Annotated in this window: 15 protein-coding genes and 1 other RNA gene; 2 read left to right on the top strand and 14 right to left on the bottom strand. The window is 61.1% G+C overall.

All coding sequences use genetic code 11. The annotated features are described in order from the left end of the window. Positions 1–7 precede the first annotated feature (7 nt). Positions 8–745, bottom strand: a complete 738-nt coding sequence (locus tag JMJ54_RS11555; RefSeq protein WP_189461264.1) for a dienelactone hydrolase family protein — start codon at positions 743–745, stop codon at positions 8–10. A gap of 285 nt (positions 746–1030) precedes the next feature. Between JMJ54_RS11555 and JMJ54_RS11550 the strand changes: the two genes are divergently transcribed. Continuing rightward, complete coding sequence (locus JMJ54_RS11550; RefSeq protein WP_203538711.1) at positions 1031–3286, top strand: glycosyltransferase; 2256 nt, start codon at positions 1031–1033, stop codon at positions 3284–3286. A gap of 56 nt (positions 3287–3342) precedes the next feature. Here the strand turns inward: JMJ54_RS11550 and JMJ54_RS11545 are convergent, their stop codons facing one another. The 11 genes from JMJ54_RS11545 to ylqF all read right to left on the bottom strand — a co-directional run bounded on the left by JMJ54_RS11545 (position 3343) and on the right by ylqF (position 13771). After that, positions 3343–4242, bottom strand: a complete 900-nt coding sequence (locus JMJ54_RS11545) for a Rho-binding antiterminator (protein ID WP_203538710.1) — start codon at positions 4240–4242, stop codon at positions 3343–3345. Between the two features lie 132 nt (positions 4243–4374). Beyond that, positions 4375–4728: an arsenate reductase (glutaredoxin) gene (arsC, locus tag JMJ54_RS11540; protein ID WP_203538709.1), complete on the bottom strand. Its 354-nt coding sequence runs from the start codon at positions 4726–4728 to the stop codon at positions 4375–4377. Beyond that, positions 4725–5513, bottom strand: coding sequence for a 5'-methylthioadenosine/S-adenosylhomocysteine nucleosidase (locus JMJ54_RS11535; RefSeq protein WP_203538708.1), 789 nt, complete (start codon positions 5511–5513; stop codon positions 4725–4727). Before JMJ54_RS11535 ends, arsC begins: the two co-directional genes overlap by 4 nt. A 138-nt stretch (positions 5514–5651) precedes the next feature. Then, a complete protein-coding gene (ptsG, locus tag JMJ54_RS11530) occupies positions 5652–7415 on the bottom strand; it encodes a PTS glucose transporter subunit IIBC (protein WP_203538707.1) in 1764 nt (587 codons plus the stop codon). A 166-nt stretch (positions 7416–7581) separates the two neighbouring features. Next, positions 7582–10128 carry a phosphoenolpyruvate--protein phosphotransferase gene (gene ptsP / locus JMJ54_RS11525; protein ID WP_203538706.1) on the bottom strand — a complete coding sequence of 849 codons (2547 nt, stop codon included), beginning with the start codon at positions 10126–10128 and terminating at the stop codon, positions 7582–7584. Between the two features lie 215 nt (positions 10129–10343). Next, positions 10344–10952: a 5-formyltetrahydrofolate cyclo-ligase gene (locus JMJ54_RS11520; RefSeq protein ID WP_308438000.1), complete on the bottom strand. Its 609-nt coding sequence runs from the start codon at positions 10950–10952 to the stop codon at positions 10344–10346. 15 nt (positions 10953–10967) lie between these two features. Next, a non-coding RNA gene (gene ssrS / locus JMJ54_RS11515) (6S RNA) lies at positions 10968–11165 on the bottom strand. 64 nt (positions 11166–11229) lie between these two features. Then, on the bottom strand, positions 11230–11535 hold the full coding sequence (locus JMJ54_RS11510) for a cell division protein ZapA (protein WP_203538704.1): 306 nt from the start codon (positions 11533–11535) through the stop codon (positions 11230–11232). After that, complete coding sequence (gene zapB / locus JMJ54_RS11505) at positions 11532–11732, bottom strand: cell division protein ZapB (protein ID WP_203538703.1); 201 nt, start codon at positions 11730–11732, stop codon at positions 11532–11534. The genes JMJ54_RS11510 and zapB overlap by 4 nt, the downstream gene beginning before the upstream one ends. Before the next feature lie 36 nt (positions 11733–11768). Further along, positions 11769–12626 carry a cobalamin-binding protein gene (locus JMJ54_RS11500; RefSeq protein ID WP_203538702.1) on the bottom strand — a complete coding sequence of 286 codons (858 nt, stop codon included), beginning with the start codon at positions 12624–12626 and terminating at the stop codon, positions 11769–11771. Positions 12627–12841: 215 nt separating this feature from the next. Next, positions 12842–13771 (bottom strand): ribosome biogenesis GTPase YlqF, encoded by a 930-nt coding sequence (ylqF, locus tag JMJ54_RS11495; protein WP_203538701.1) that lies wholly within the window; start codon positions 13769–13771, stop codon positions 12842–12844. 342 nt (positions 13772–14113) lie between these two features. On the opposite strand from ylqF, the gene JMJ54_RS11490 reads away from it, so the two are divergent. Beyond that, positions 14114–14605: a peroxiredoxin family protein gene (locus tag JMJ54_RS11490; protein ID WP_203538700.1), complete on the top strand. Its 492-nt coding sequence runs from the start codon at positions 14114–14116 to the stop codon at positions 14603–14605. A 52-nt stretch (positions 14606–14657) separates the two neighbouring features. Here the strand turns inward: JMJ54_RS11490 and JMJ54_RS19445 are convergent, their stop codons facing one another. Together JMJ54_RS19445 and JMJ54_RS11480 are read right to left on the bottom strand one after the other, a co-directional pair. Then, positions 14658–15044, bottom strand: coding sequence for a type IV pilin protein (locus JMJ54_RS19445; protein ID WP_275411103.1), 387 nt, complete (start codon positions 15042–15044; stop codon positions 14658–14660). 10 nt (positions 15045–15054) lie between these two features. Continuing rightward, positions 15055–15549, bottom strand: a complete 495-nt coding sequence (locus JMJ54_RS11480) for a pilus assembly PilX family protein (RefSeq protein ID WP_203538699.1) — start codon at positions 15547–15549, stop codon at positions 15055–15057. Between the last annotated feature and the right edge of the window lie 9 nt (positions 15550–15558).

Here is a 15558-nt window from a genome sequence, read left to right as displayed (position 1 = left end):
CCCGCCCTCAGCGCAGCACGCGGCCGAACAGGTCCAGCGCCAGCCGGTAACCGGTCAGCGCCAGCTGCGCATCGTAGCGCTCCCCCTCGTCACGCATGAAGGCGTGCTGGCCGTTGAACTCGTGCCAGGTGAAGTCGAGACCGGCATCGGCCAGCTTCTGGTAGACCTGTGCACGCCCGGCCGCCGGGATGTGCGGATCCTGCTTGCCCCAGATCATCAGGAGCTCGCCGCGGATCTCGGCCAGCCGGTCCATGCTGTGCTGGCCCGGACCGTTCGGGATCGTGTTCGAATGCAGGTCGGTCGCGTAGAAACACGCGGTCGCTGCGATCTCGGGCTGCAGCGCGGCGCGAAAGGCCAGATGGCCGCCGATGCAGAAACCCATCGCACCCACATGGCCGTCGTACCACGGCTGTGCCGCCAGCCAGTCGATCATCGCCCGGTTGTCGCTGTCATAGCTTTCCGCCGGCTTGGCCGCCTTGTCGGCGTTGCCCTTGTCGCGGCCGGCGTCATCGTATGCCAGCACCGTGCCGGCCGGATTCAGTTCGTGGAACACCTCGGGCACCAGCACCGCATAGCCGTGCCCGGCGAGCAGCCGCGCCGCACGTTCGATCGGCCCGGTCTGCTGGAAAATCTCCGAGTAAAACAGCACCGCCGGATACTGGCCGTCACCGGACGGACGGTGGACATAGGTACGCATGCTGCCGGTTGCGGTCGGCAGGTCGACAAAATGGCTCTGGGTGATCACGGGCAGGTTCCACGGGTTAATCAGCCCAGAGTGTAGAGCCGGAACGCCCGCAGTGCACCTGTCACGCCCGGTAACCCAAGCCCCCCGCATCCGCCCTCGCGCCGGGACGGGTGGATTGCCGGCTGTCGTTTGCTGCACAAAGCCCGCAGCACGGTGCTAGCGTGGTTCTTATAAGTAAGAAAAGTCAGAGCTATTCGCATTTTGATCGTTCCGCTCACTAAAAACGACCCGCCGCGGCCCACTCCGGCCAGCAAAGCGGCGCGGGACATGCAGGAGAGCCGCATCATGAGCAAAGCCAACGGCATCCGTTACGAGTCGCTGCGCCCGGCGCAGGTACTCGTTGTCATTGCCTACCTGATCATCGCCTTCATCTACCTGAGCTGGCGCCCTACCGTCTTCAACCCCGAAGCGCCTGTCTTTTCCGTACTGCTGTATGTCGCCGAGCTGTACGGCTTCTTCACCGCCCTGCTGCATCTGGTCATGACCTGGCGGCTGGCCGAACGCGACATGCCGGCCGCACCCCCCGGACTCAGCGTCGATGTGTTCGTACCTTCGCTGAACGAGCCGGTCGATCTGGTCCGGCACACGCTGCTCGCCGCGATCGAAATGGACTACCCCCACAAGGTCTGGCTGCTCGACGACGGCAACCGGCCGGAGATGGCGCAACTCGCAGCCGAACTGGGCTGCGGCTATCACGCGCGCAGCAACAACGAGCACGCCAAAGCCGGCAACCTCAATGCCGGTCTGGCGCAAAGCAATGCCGACTTCGTGGCGATCTTCGACGCCGACCATGCGCCGTCGCGCCGCTTCCTGACCGAGACACTCGGCTATTTCAACGATCCCAAAGTATCGTTCGTCCAGACGCCGCAGGACTTCTTCAATCTCGATTCCTACCAGCACCGCAAGGACAAGCAGACCAACGTCTGGACCGAACAATCGCTGTTCTTCCGCGTCATCCAGCGCGGCAAGGACTACTGGAACGCCGCTTTCTTCTGCGGCAGCTGCGCCATCCTGCGGCGCGCGTCACTCGATACGATCGGCGGCTTTGCCACGGGTACGGTCACAGAGGATCTGCACACCTCGCTGAAACTGCACAAGGCGGGGTTTGCGTCGGTCTACCATCCGCGCTCGCTGGCCTTCGGCATCGCGCCGGCCTCGGTCGTCCCCTTCATCAAGCAACGCATCCGCTGGGGTCAGGGCGCCATGCAGATCTGGCGACGCGAAGGCGTGGTGTTCGCGCGCGGACTGACGTTCGCGCAGCGCCTCAATTACCTTGCGTCGATGAGCACCTACTTCGATGGCTGGCAGAAGGGGTTTTTCTACCTCGCGCCCATCGTCGTGCTGACCACCGGCTTGTCGCCGATCGCCAGCTTCAGCGAAGGCTTCCTGATCCGTTTCATTCCCTACATCGTGCTGACCTTCTTGATGTACGAGGAAATCAGTCGCGGTTACGGCCGGTCGCTGATGATCGAGCAGTACAACTTTGCCCGCTTCTGGGCCTTCGCCTGGGCAACGCTGGCCGCATTCCGCGGCAAGCTGAAGTTCAACGTGACCAGCAAGTCTGTCACCGGCAGTAGCTATCGCCGTTTCGTGATCCCGCAGTTCCTGATCATGGTCCTCTCGGTCGTTGCCATCCCGATCGGTCTGGCGATGTATGCCTATTTCGGCAAGCTGCCGCTCGACAGCCTGATCGCCAATTCGATCTGGGCCTTCATCAACGGCGGGCTGGCGCTACTGATGTTGCTGTTCACCCGGGCCAGCAGCCTTAGCCGCCGCCACGAGTACCGCTTCCCGATTCCGCTGCCGGCCAAGCTGCGCTTTCCGAACGGCACCACCACTTACGGCACGGTCGACGACATCTCGTCATCAGGCTTCCGGCTGTACGCGCAACTGCCGGACGATGTGCGTAGCGGGACCGAAGTCGATGGCGAGCTGTACCTGCCATCCGGTGCGCTGCCGATCCGCGCGAACATCGCCGCAACGATCCGTGCACAGCCGCAGCGCCCGGGCGAGCCCGGTTACATCAAGGCCATCGGCTGCGTGTTCGACTGGAAATCGGCAACCGAACGCGACCGGCTCGACCTGTTCCTCTACGGTTCCGACCTCCAGTGGCAGGTGCAGTCGCTGACAGAACGCAGCCGTACGCCGCTGCAGTTCCTCGGTGACCTGTTCACCGGCAAGCCTGCGCCGAATGTCGCCAAACGGCAGTGGACGACGGTGCTCTACCGTGACAACCCTGACGAATCCGTCGGCAAGAAAGTGGGCCTGCTCAGCCGTGACCTGCTGCTGACGTTCTCGCCGCTGCCGGCAGGCACGCACGAGGTCACGACCATTACGCGAACTGGCCTTGAACAGATTCAGGTGCAAACCGATGCCGAGACGGTGTACGACAGCCCGGTTGCACCGATCTACGGCCACATGCTGCCGCAGCGGGCCGACAAGCCCGCGGCGCTGGATGCAAGCTCGCCGGCCACGCCGCGACCGGCACTGGCTGGCGGCGGCGGGCTAGCTGGCCAGGCCGGCATGATCCGCAGGGGCTGATCAGGGATCAGCAAAAAAAAAGCGCCGCGTAGCGGCGCTTTTTTCATCAGCACATTTCAGCGCAAGGTCACATGACCGAAGCGTGCACCGTGCGTCAACGGCGTCAGTGCGCGGATGTGATCAAAACGGATTTCGATGTCGCCATCATGGGTACCAAGCACCAAGTACTCGGCGTGACCATGATCGCGAATGTCCTGCGCCAGTCCGGTCGCCGATTCGCCGCCGACAAGCTCGAGGTGGAGCTTGTAGCGCCCCATGCAGGCGATTTCGAGATAGTCGAGCGCCTCGCACGACACCTGATGGAATTCGCCGTTGGCGTGGCCATCGAGCGAGCGCAGCCGCGGATTGAGCGTATACGTACCGGTCAGCCGTGCTTCGCCAAGGATGTGCCCGGACATCGCCTTGCGCACGTCGTGACCGGTAAAGGTTCCGTCCAGCGCAAGCCGGTCGACATCCAGCGCATGGAGCGTGAACACATAGCGGTGCGTCAGCGCATCGTTCCACGGCGGGCAGGGTCCGTCGTAACCGAAGTAGTCACCGGCCATGGCCTTGTCGCCGGCGAACCAGCCGGTGAAATCGTTGATGCCGTGGCGGTAACCGTGCGGCGCGGCCGGGCCCGGCTTGCCGCGAACCTGGACGCCATCGGCATGCTCGCCGGCCGCGATGGTACGAACCGTAGCCGGAATATCGATCAGTACCCAGTGGAAGAAATCGACACGCGCCAGTGATGCGGCGACTTCGCGGCCTTCCTGATTCACGTCGTCACCCCGGCTTGGTACGTCCGGGTCGTGGACCAGCAGCACGAACGACTTCGTCCCCACCGGCGCATCGCGCCACGCCAGCTGGGGATTGCGGTTGGCGGAAAGTGCGACATGGTTCGCCGGGTCGACGACCGCGAAAGCGAACTCGCCCGGAATCGGGCTGCCGTCATGAAAGGAATCGCTCCACAACTTCATCGCACTGTCCTCCTTTGTACAGGTGAACTCTCAACTTAGACCGGCCGGCCGGACCTTGCAGCCCCGGGCCTCGCCCCAGTCAACGCGGTGTGACCGAAGGTCGCACCCGTGTGCGACCTTCGACAACGATCATCAGTCGAACAGCTTCAACACCGCTTCGGGCGGACGACCGATTGCAGCGCGCGCATCATCGACAACGACGATGGGCCGCTCGATCAGCTTCGGCTGCGTCACCATCGCGGCGATCAGCGCCGCGTCGTCGAGTGCGGGGTCATCGAGGCCGAGCTCTGCGTACTCGGCTTCCTTGCTGCGAATCAGCGCACGCGGCGTCAGTTCGAGCAGCGCCAGCAGACGCCGCAGCGTCTCGGCGTCGGGCGGCGTTTTCAGGTACTCGACGATGTCGGGCTCGAATCCGCGCTCGCGCAACAGGGCCAGCATTTCACGCGATTTGCTGCAACGCGGGTTGTGGTAGATGGTCAGCTTCATGCCTGCTCCTCGGTGGACAGCGGCGGGCGCAACAGCGCTGCGGCCGGCGGCCGGTAATGCGACAGCAGCGCCGCGACGAAAGCCTGGCAGGCGTTGGCCGTGCTCACGTCGTGGGCCGAACCGTTGACGATATTGTTCGAGACGACCCGCACGCCCAGAAACGGCACGCCGTACTGGCCGCAGACCTGCGCGACCGACGCGGCCTCCATCTCCTCGACCAGCGTGCCGTAGCGGGCATGGAAATGCGCAATCCGGTCGAGTTCGTTGTTCCAGACGTCGGAGGACCCGATCACGCCGTCGACAACGCGACCGGCCGCATAAGTGACCTCGCGTGCAATCGCCAGCAATGCCGGGTCGGCATCGAACGACATCGGCACCGGCATGGTGAATTCGGCGCTTTCGCTCTGGTCCATCAGGTCGAGCGGCCGCCAGCCCAGCGTGTCGCTGCCTGCGCCGGCATCGCGGAACGGACTCTGGAACGCGCCGAGATGAATCACCCGCGCACCGAGCACCAGATCGTTCGGCTGCAGCGCCGGATCATGTCCGCCGGCCGTGCCCTGATTGATCACCGCCGCCGGCGCATAGCGTTCGATCGCCAGTGCCGTCGCGGCCGCCGCATTGCTCATGCCCATGCCGGTGCGGCTGACGATGACCGGTACACCATCCAGCTGGCCGCACCAGAATGTCCAGCCACCGGTCGTCTCGACGGTCGCGTCGCCCAGTTGTGCGATCAGCGAGGCGACCTCGACCTGCATCGCCCCCTGGATCACGATCGGCTTGTTCATCGGCTTCCCCTCCAGTCGGCAATGGCGCCAGCGTAACGTAGTCGCCGCAGCAGGGCGAGACCGGCCGGCCTGCCGTCGATGCTGCAAAATGAAAAACGGCGTGCCGAAAGGCACGCCGTTCCGTTGACCGAAGCCTGTTTACTTCAGCAGTTTGGCTAGTTCTTCGGCATCGTTGCCGATGATGACCTGCACGACCTTGTCGCTGACCGGCATTACCGCGATACCGGCTTTCTCGAGCTCGCCCTGCTGCAGCAGGGCCAGATCCTTCAGCGTCACCCGCACGCGCGTCACGGCCACAGCCTCGACCTCGTGCAGGTTGGCCTTGCCACCGAGCAGCTGAAGCACCGTGGCCGCCTTCTGGCGCGTGGCATCGCTGACCGGTGCTGCCGCTGCTGCGGCAGGGGCCGCGACAGCAGCAGCCGGCGCGACTGCCGCCGGACCGTCGGCCTCGGCACCGGCGGTCTTCAGATAGGCCTGCATGTCGGTCTTGAGGTTCTCCGAACGGGTACCGAAGATCGCCTGCATGTTGTTGCCGACCTGCATGACGCCTGCGGCACCGAGTGCCTTCAGCTTGGCCTGGTCGACACGGGCCGGATCGGCCACCGAGATGCGCAGACGGGTAATGCACGCGTCGAGCGACTGGATGTTCTTGCGGCCGCCAAAGGCCAGCACCAGCTGCTGCGACATGCCCGAACGGTCACCTTCGACCACGCCTGCGGATGCCACGTCCTCATCCTCGCGACCCGGGGTCTTGAGGTTGAAGCGGGTGATGAAGAAGCGGAACACGAAGTAGTAAATGACGAAATAGATCGGGCCGAGGATCAGCGTCCACCACCAGTTCTGCGCGTACTTGCCGAACACGTTGAACAGCAGGAAGTCGATGCCACCCTGCGAGAACGTGAAGCCCATGTGCATGTTCAGCGTGTTGGCGATGAACTGTGCGGTACCGACCAGCAGCGCATGGATCACGTACAGTTGCGGTGCGACGAACAGGAAGGAGAACTCGATCGGCTCGGTGATGCCGGTCAGGAACGAGGTCAGCGCGGCGGCGACCATCATGCCGCCGACCTTGACCTTGTTTTCCGGCTTGGCGGTGTGCCAGATCGCGATGGCTGCGCCCGGCAGACCGAACATCTTGAAGAAGAACGCGCCCGACAGGATGCCCGCGGTCGGGTCACCCGCGAAGAACCGGTTGATGTCGCCGTGGACGACCTTGCCCGCTGCGTCGGTGTACGAACCGATTTCGAAGAAGAACGGTACGTTCCAGATGTGGTGCAGACCGAACGGCACCAGCATGCGCTCGACCACGCCGTAAACGGTTGCCGCCGAACGCGGATCACCGGCCGCAGCCCAGTGCGAGAAGATGTCGATGCCGTGCTGGACCGGCGGCCAGATGAACGACAGGATCACACCGACCAGAATGGCGGCGATACCGGTAACAATCGGCACGAAGCGCTTGCCGGCAAAGAAGCCGAGGTACGACGGCAGCTCGATCCGGTAGTACTTGTTGAACAGCCCGCCGGCAACGGCGCCGATGATGATGCCGCCGAACACGCCGGTTTCCATCGACTTCATGCCCATGACGGTCGCCGGTTCGATACCGAAATAGGTTGCCATCACACCCAGCGTCGCGATCATCACGACGAAACCGACCACGGCAGCCACAGCGGAAACACCGTCGTTCTCGGTCAGACCCAGCGCAACGCCGACGGCGAAGATGATCGGCAGGTTGCCGAAGATCGCCCCGCCGCCCTGCGCCATGATCTGGTTGATGATGTCGGGGATGAAGGAAAAGTTGGAACTACCGATCCCCAGCAAGAGGCCGGCCACGGGTAGCACGGCTACCGGCAGCATCAGCGCCTTGCCGATCTTTTGCAGAAAGGCAAATGCGGCATTGATCATGTTTGCTTCACTCCTGTTCGAGTGCGTTCTGGAGCCTCGAGGTCCTCGAGGCTTGATTTTTTATATACACAAGCGCCGCTTTGCACGGCGTCTTTCTTGCATTCGCGAGGAGCAAGCGAATGACAGGCCCGCGCGGGTGTAGCAACCGCGCGGGGATCTGTTGGTTTTAGCCGGCGGCTTTACCCAAGCGCTCGCGCACTTCGGCAGCGGTGCCCAGTTGCAGCACTTCGGCGGCCAGCTTCTGGCAATCGGCCTTGGACAGGCGGCGCACCATGGCCTTGATCGACGGAATCGCCGGCACGCTGACCGACAGCTCGTCGACACCGATGCCGATCAGCAGCGGCACGGCCTGCGGATCGGAAGCGATCCCGCCGCAGACGCCGACCCACTTGCCCTGCGCATGCGCGCCCTTGACCGTCATCGCGATCAGGCGCAGCACACCCGGGTTCAGCGCGTCGGCCTGCTTGGCCAGCTTCGGGTGACCGCGGTCCATCGCCAGCGTGTACTGGGTCAGGTCATTGGTACCGATCGAGAAGAAATCGGCTTCCTTGGCGAAGAGTTCGGACATCACGGCGGTCGACGGCACTTCGACCATGATCCCGACCTTCACGTCGGCCGTGATGTTCAGCGCGGCTTTTTCCTCGGCCACGATGGCCTTGGCAGCACGCAGCTCGTCCAGCGTCGCGATCATCGGGAACATGATGTGCAGCTTGGAGAACGGCGCGGCACGCAGTACCGAGCGGATCTGCACGCGGAACATTTCCGGCTCGGCCAGACACAGGCGCACACCGCGCACGCCGAGGAAGGGGTTTTCTTCGGCCGGCTGCGGCAGGTAGGGCAGCGGCTTGTCGCCACCGACGTCGAGCGTACGCACGACGAAGGTACGTTCGGTACCGAGTGCCTTGGCGATGTCGGTGTAGATCTGCGTCTGCTCTTCCTCGGTCGGCGCATCGGCACGGTCGAGGTAGAGGAATTCGCTGCGCAGCAGGCCGACGCCTTCGCCACCGAGTTCGACGCCCTGTTTGGCTTCGTCGAGACCGCCGATGTTGGCGACGACTTCGATATGGTGGCCATCGGTGGTGACCGGCGACTGATGCGCGGCAGCGAGTTCTTCGGCGCGCTGCTTGGCCAGCTTGACCTGCGCCTCACGGATCTGCGCGACTTCGGCCTCGGACGGATTCTTGCGCAGCGAGCCCTTGCTGCCGTCGAGAATCACGGCGGTGCCGTTCGCAAGCTGCAATGCGTCTTCATCGATGCCACAGATCGCCGGAATGTTCAGCGAACGGGCGAGGATGGCAACGTGGCTGGTCGCGCCGCCGCCGACGGTGGCAAAACCGAGGACCTTTTCGCGGTCGAGGCTGGCGGTATCGGACGGCGTCAGGTCTTCGGCGATCAGGATCGCGTTTTCCGGCACGGCCAGTTCGGCTTCCTTGACGCCGGCGATGATGCGCAGCACGCGGCGGCCCACGTCGCGGATGTCGTTGGCCCGACCGGCGAGCACTTCGTTCTTCAGTGCGGCGAGCTTGTCGGCGTAGGTCGAAAACGCGGTCTGCCAGGCAAAACCGGCGCTCTTGCCGCTGCTGATGCCGTTGATGGCGATGTCGAGCAGGTCCGGATCTTCAAGCAGCTCCTGGTGCGCATTGAAAATCTCGGCCTTCGACGCATCGGAAATTTCGCTCTTCAGCGCTTCAAGCTGGTTGCGCGCATCCTTGAGCGCCGCGTCGAGCTTGCTGCGTTCGAACTGCGCATCGCGGCCCTGTTCGGCCACTTCGATCGCTTCCTGGCGTACCTGGAAAATCTGGCCGACGGCCAGACCCGGCGAGGCGGATACGCCGAGCAGCACGTTCGGGTCGCCCGACTTCGGCTTGGCCGGTGCAACGGCTCGCTTGGTTTTGGCGAGATGCTTCTGCGCAGCCGGCGAAATCACGCCGCCGACTTCCTCGCCCGAACCTTGGGCAATCATTTCGGCCACGGCCTTTGCGGCGGCGGCGGCGTCCGGGCCGGCGGCCTTGACGTGGATTTCGTCACCGTACTGGACTTCTAGGCCCATGATCGCGACGACCGATTTGGCGTTGGCGGTTTCATCGCCGCGAACAAGCTTGACCGTCGACGTGAAAGTCTTGGACAGGTTGGCCACCACGGCAGCCGGACGGGCGTGCAGGCCGGTCGGGTTCGGCACGCGGACCGGTTCGGACTGGGCTTCGTCACTCGACGCAGCAGCAGCGGTCGCAGCAGCGGGTGCACCGGCGAGTTCCAGCGTCAGTGCAACGGTCTGGCCGGCGCGGACGAAGCCGTTGCCCGGAACGAAGCGGGCGACGCGGTCGCTGTTGGTGATGACGATCTGGGTCAGCAGGCTGCGCGCCTTGCGGCTGACAGCGTCACCGTCGAATTCGATCAGCGGCTGGCCAGCGGTGACGGTATCGCCTTCCTTGACCTTGGCGCTGAAACCCTCGCCCTTGAGCATCACGGTGTCGAGACCGATATGGATCAGGACTTCGATACCGTCTGCGGTCGTGATCGTCACCGCATGGCGGGCCGAATGCAGCTGGGTGATCTTGCCGGCAACCGGCGAGAGCAGCACGTTCGATGTCGGGTCGATCGACACGCCATCGCCTACCATTTTCTGGGCAAATACCGGATCCGGTACTTGTTCGATCGGGACCAGCAGGCCGCTCAGCGGCGCGAGAAGCTCAAGGCGATGGGATGCAGTCATATCGACAACCTCTTGTTGATTTTCAACGGATTTCTGTTTTTTCAAATCGCGCAGACCGATTTATGCCTACGGATTATGTTTTCGCCCCTGATTCTAGAGTGCGAGTCCGTTTCCAACGTGTGAAATTTTGCGCTTGCCGAGTGTAAAACCGTGCGGATGTTTGATCTAAGTCGGTTTTCACCTTATTGGCAATGCCAAAACGGTTTAGCACCGGCTCAGACAGGCCGGCGATGGAGGCCCGATTCGGTGATCAGCAGGTCGAGGCCGAGATCCCAGCGATCGGCCGGCAAAGTGTCGATCCGCTGGCAATCGAAGGCGATGCCGACCAGCAGCGGCCGGCGCCAGTGCCGGCGTGCACGACGGAAGTGGAATGTCGTGTCGTAGTAACCGCCGCCCTGACCGAGACGCCGCAGTTGTCCGTCCACGCCAACCAGCGGAACGAACACGACATCGAGCGCACGCGGCTTGCAGTGCTCGGCGTGTCTCGGTTCGGGAATGTTGTAGGCGCCCAGCTGCCAGACTGCATGCTCGTCGAAGCGTACGAAGGACAACTTGCGGCCGCGTTTCGGCACGATCGGCAGGTAGACGCGGCAACCGTGGTGCTGCGCCGCCAGCATCAATGGCCAAGTCGAGCACTCGCTGCCGGTCGGCATGTAGGCTGCAAGCCGGCGCCCGCGACGCAACAGACCAGCGCCGCGGGCCCAGACTGCGATCTGGCGCGCGGCGGCATGGCGTTGCTGGGGATGCATGGCGGCCCGGCGCCGGCGCAATTCCTTGCGCCAGTTGGCCTTGTCTTGCTGGAGGGCAGGGTCAACGTGGAGCACGTCAGCCTAGGAGAAGGGCTTCCCGCGAGTGCCGTTTCGGTCCGCATCTTGAACCCACAGGTTCAAGTGGCCGCCGGCCGGGTACCATCAGGTGCGTTCGGCAAGTACCGAAGTACAGGGAACACTCGCAACAGGCACACCTTAAAAGCTGGCGACCGGGTAACAGCTTATCGGTTCAAAGAATCTGGACCGAAACGAACACCGCAGGAAAGCGAAGGGTGAGACCGACTGCGTCTTCGACTACCACTGTAGCCGTCGACGACCGGTGCATGTTGATCTAGAACAAAGCCGTCTGATCCTGCAGCACCGCGTCGATCGCTGAATTCATGGCTGTGATTTTACGCTGGTACGCGCCGATGTCAAAACCACCGGCCTGCACGTGCAGATATTCATGGGCCAGATTGAGTGCCGCCATGATGGCGATCTTCTCGATGCCGACCACTTTGCCGCCACCCCGGATCTCGAGCATTTTCGCCTCGAGCAAGGCAACGGCCTGCTTGAGCGTTTCTTCCTCGTCCGCCGGGCAGGCCACGCGGAACTCGCGGCCCATGATGACGATATCGAGCTGACGGGTGGCGTTCATTGCTCGTCCTCGGGCAGTTTGCTCAGGATGGCCGCGACGCGATTGCGCGCACCATCGACCTTGGCCTGCAGCTGCTGGTTGTCCTGCTGCAGTGCCAGCACCTGCTGGCGCAGCTGGCGATTCTCACCGCGCAGTGCTTGGCAAAGGCTGACGAGCTGGCCCAGCTTGTCTTCGAGACTGGCGAATTCGGCGTCCATGGCGATAGGCTTGTGTGGATCTGCAGCGATTCTAAGTCATTTCCGCGCAGATCGCGCAGCGTCGATCACCTGGCAGAGCGCCGCCACGCCATCGACCAGCCGCGGTCCCGGGCGCAGCAGGCGGTCGTCGTCGAGCACTTTCAGCTGACCTTGCGCAACGGCTGGCAGGCCCGAATAGCGCATCCAGCGCTGCCGGTCCGCCGATGCCGAGGTGCTGATGATCATCGCCGGTGCTCTGGCCAGCACCGCTTCGACGCTGACGATCGGGTAAGGGGCCACCGCATCGCCGAACACGTTGAGACCACCACAGTCGCCAATGGCCCGGCCAAGAAAATCCCGGTCGGACACCGTCATCAGTGGTCGCGCACTGATTTCCAGCATCACCTTCAGCTTCCGGCTTTCTGCGTACCGGTCCTTCAGTCTTGCATAACGACGCTCAAGCGAGGCAGCAAGCGCAACCGCTTGCTTGTCGCGCCCCAGCAATACGCCAAGTCGGCGCAGGTTGTCGGCCACCTCGTCGGGATTCGCCGGCTTGCTGATGAAAACCGCAATGCCCAGTGCCCGAAGCTGGGCAAGGCTGCGCGCCATCGCATCACCGGACCAGGCAACGACCAGATCCGGTTTCAGCGCCATCACCGCTTCGACATTGGCGCCATCGTACCTGCCGACCCGCGGTAGCGTCCGTACGTCGTCCGGATAGTCACTGGCGCTGTCAACACCCACCAGCGACGCTGGTGCCAGTGCAGCAACCAGCTCGGTCGTGCTCGGCGCCAGCGTCACTACCCGTTTTGCTGCCTGCTGCAAACGGACCGGCTCGCCATTGTCATCACGAACCTCGACCGCTGCCTGCGCGACAGGGACCAGAAGCAGGACCAGAAGCAGCCACTTACCCACAGGGAAAAACGGAATCCGTTTCAAATCAATGACCTGAATCGATAACAAACACATTGAACGGATGTGGACAAGCCCTGTTGAAGCAAACTTTGCAGTTTCACCACCAAATGATCCACAAGCTCGACCGTTACCCCGACACAATGGTGTCATCAGCTCAATATGATGATTTCAAAGCAGAAAACAGGGTTATCCACAGAAAACCGTCTCCCTTATTTCTACTCTTGTATTCTCTTATCAAATGAATCAGTTAAAGACGCTTCCGGTTCCAGACGCTGCTGTTCAACCACTTCTGCCTGTTCTCTTGCCACGTCATCAGGCATCTCAAGGGTCATCCGGCCGATGGTTGCACTGCGAAATTCGGTCAGCAGGAGTTCCGCTGTTTTCTGCGTGTCAACGCGGTTGCCCGGCAGCACCGCACCACGCTGACGTCCGATCCGCTCGAGAAGCTCTTCGACGCCGCCTTCGAGCGACTTGAGCTTGTAACGGGTCTGCAGGAAATTCGGATAGCGCTGCCGCAAGACATCCAGCGCAAACCACGCTACATCCTCGTCGTTGTAAGCATTGCGTCCGACAGAGCCGGCCATTGCCAAGCGGTAGCCCCATACATCGTTTTCGATCTTCGGCCACAACAAACCCGGTGTGTCGTACAGGATCATTCCGCCGCTGAGTTCGACCCGTTGCTGACTCTTGGTCACCCCCGGGGTATCCGCGACGTTGGCAATCTTCCGGCTCATCAACAGATTGACCAGCGTCGACTTGCCAACATTGGGAATGCCCAGAATCATCGCCCGCAGCGGCTTGGTCTCACCGGTGCGGTGCGGCGCCAGTTTCAGACACCGTTGTGGAATCTGCTTGGCCTCCGAGGCCTTGTTGTCCAGGCCCAGCAGCATGGCTGCACGATTGGGCTGCGCATTGAACCAGTCCAGCCAGATGCGGTTTTGTTTGGGGTCGGCCAGATCCGCCTTGTTCAGAATGGTCAGCGCCGGCCGGTTCCGGTGGCGCCGCAGCTGCTCGATCATCGGGTTGCTGCTGGAAAACGGCAGGCGCGCATCGACCACCTCGATCACCACGTCGACCTTGGCCATGGTCTCGGCGACCTGCTTGCGTGCCGCGTTCATGTGACCTGGAAACCACTGGATCGCCATGACCCCTCCTGAAGCTCAAAAGCCGCGGATTATACGCTTGTTCACAAAGCCATAATGAAATCAATGACTTGGATTGTGGGTAAGCAAGTACCTTGCTGTGGGCAAGTCCCTTCCTGTGTCAAAGGACAAAACGCTCCACCCCTTGTCCACATACCCGAGGCCTGTTTCTACCGGTCAAAATCGAGCAGCAAGTCGTTGAAACGACGATGGAATCAGGCTTATCCACAGCATTGCCGTTCCCTTGTTTCTACTCTTATATATGCTTCTATTTACATCAAGCTAAGGCTGTGAACTCCTTGCTGAAGTACACTTGCGGAGCACGAACTAGGTACAGGCATCACCATGAAGACGCGTTATCTGGGCGCCATCGCCGTTTTACTTGCCCTCCTCGCCGTAGGTTTTTTCATTTCCGGGAAAAAGTCCGCACCAGATGTCAGTTTCACGACATTGGAAGGGAAAGAACATTCTCTGAGCTATCTGAAAGGCCAGGTGCTACTCGTCAACTTCTGGGCAACCAGCTGTAGTGGCTGCATGCAGGAAATGCCGGAGTTGATCAAGCTCCAGCAAAAATATGGCGATAAAGGCTATAAAACACTGGCAATTGCAATGAATTACGATGTGCCCGAATATATCGAGAATTACCGACAGCGAACTGCATTACCGTTTATTGTCAGCCATGACAAAGACGGCAGTCTGGCAAAGGCATTTGGCGATGTCGCATTGACACCGACCAGCTTCCTACTCGACAAGAATGGTAAAATCGTCAAGCAGTATGTTGGTATCCCGAATATGGAAGAACTCAACAGTTTGATTTTAAAATCGCTAAACGATTGACCAATACAAAAAAGCCGACTGATGTCGGCTTTTTAATTTACAAATCAGTTGCTTAGCTGGTCCATTTTCCCGTGCGAGCACCTGTGTTATCAAGTACCTGGTCCCCATCCCCTGCTTGGGATTTGCCAGTCGTTGGAGATGCGGTAATCGAAAATGACGTCGTCGATGCGCATGTTGTCGCAATGGAATAATAGTTGCTAGTTGGATCTGCAACCCCACAAGTCAAGGTGCCTGTTGCTGTTGTGGTATATCGCCCATTCGTGCTGAAATAACGTTCCATTGCTTGTGCCTGTTCAATCATTTGACGTTGCACATCAACACGACGCGTTCTGAGCACATATTGAGTGTAATTAGGTAAAGCAATTGCAGCCAAAATTCCAATGATTGCAACGGTAATCATCAATTCAATCAGCGTAAAGCCGCCATTTTTTTTCGGCATGCTATTTTCCTTACGAAACAGGGCAAACATAAGCGATAGTTTGCAGTACCACGACTGAACGCGAGTCAATACCCTGACCACGGCCCATAATGCTGTAAGCTTTACAACTTGATTTGTCACTAGGCCGCAAGGTATCACTCAGTTGATTCACCAGGTATTTTCCAGATGTCGCTTGCCCTGTAATCATATTTGCACTGCTCGAACCGTTGTCCGACCACGTATTTGGAATAGTATTGCCTGTGGCTACAGACCCGACTCCACTAACGTTAGTGCCGGTGCAACCGCTCAGGCAGGTCTCTGCATTATTCTGCAGCAATGATTCACCTTGCCGCATAGCTTGCTCGGCAGCCTGAAAAGCACGGTTTCGGTCCATGTAGTTGCCAGCCATTTTTTCATTCATCGTTGTTACGCGCATTGCGTTGACTACCAGAATGGTGACGATGACAAGCAGAATGAGTGAAACCACGAGGACGAAGCCCTGCTGATTCCGGAAGTTGATCGGCATGATTCGAGC

It is taken from the genome of Jeongeupia naejangsanensis (assembly GCF_016865585.1).
GTDB lineage: Bacteria > Pseudomonadota > Gammaproteobacteria > Burkholderiales > Chitinibacteraceae > Jeongeupia > Jeongeupia naejangsanensis.
This window is presented reverse-complemented; position numbering and strand designations above follow the sequence as displayed.

Bases quoted from the DNA above. Each gene is read 5' to 3' on its own strand.
- ptsP (WP_203538706.1), bottom strand. From the start codon at position 10,128: ATGACTGCATCCCATCGCCTTGAGCTTCTCGCGCCGCTGAGCGGCCTG.
- arsC (WP_203538709.1), bottom strand. From the start codon at position 4,728: ATGAAGCTGACCATCTACCACAACCCGCGTTGCAGCAAATCGCGTGAA.
- zapB (WP_203538703.1), bottom strand. From the start codon at position 11,732: ATGGACGCCGAATTCGCCAGTCTCGAAGACAAGCTGGGCCAGCTCGTC.
- JMJ54_RS11480 (WP_203538699.1), bottom strand. From the start codon at position 15,549: ATGCCGATCAACTTCCGGAATCAGCAGGGCTTCGTCCTCGTGGTTTCA.
- JMJ54_RS11550 (WP_203538711.1), top strand. From the start codon at position 1,031: ATGAGCAAAGCCAACGGCATCCGTTACGAGTCGCTGCGCCCGGCGCAG.
- JMJ54_RS11545 (WP_203538710.1), bottom strand. From the start codon at position 4,242: ATGAAGTTGTGGAGCGATTCCTTTCATGACGGCAGCCCGATTCCGGGC.
- JMJ54_RS11510 (WP_203538704.1), bottom strand. From the start codon at position 11,535: ATGAACGCCACCCGTCAGCTCGATATCGTCATCATGGGCCGCGAGTTC.
- ptsG (WP_203538707.1), bottom strand. From the start codon at position 7,415: ATGATCAATGCCGCATTTGCCTTTCTGCAAAAGATCGGCAAGGCGCTG.
- JMJ54_RS19445 (WP_275411103.1), bottom strand. From the start codon at position 15,044: ATGCCGAAAAAAAATGGCGGCTTTACGCTGATTGAATTGATGATTACC.
- JMJ54_RS11535 (WP_203538708.1), bottom strand. From the start codon at position 5,513: ATGAACAAGCCGATCGTGATCCAGGGGGCGATGCAGGTCGAGGTCGCC.
- ylqF (WP_203538701.1), bottom strand. From the start codon at position 13,771: ATGGCGATCCAGTGGTTTCCAGGTCACATGAACGCGGCACGCAAGCAG.
- JMJ54_RS11490 (WP_203538700.1), top strand. From the start codon at position 14,114: ATGAAGACGCGTTATCTGGGCGCCATCGCCGTTTTACTTGCCCTCCTC.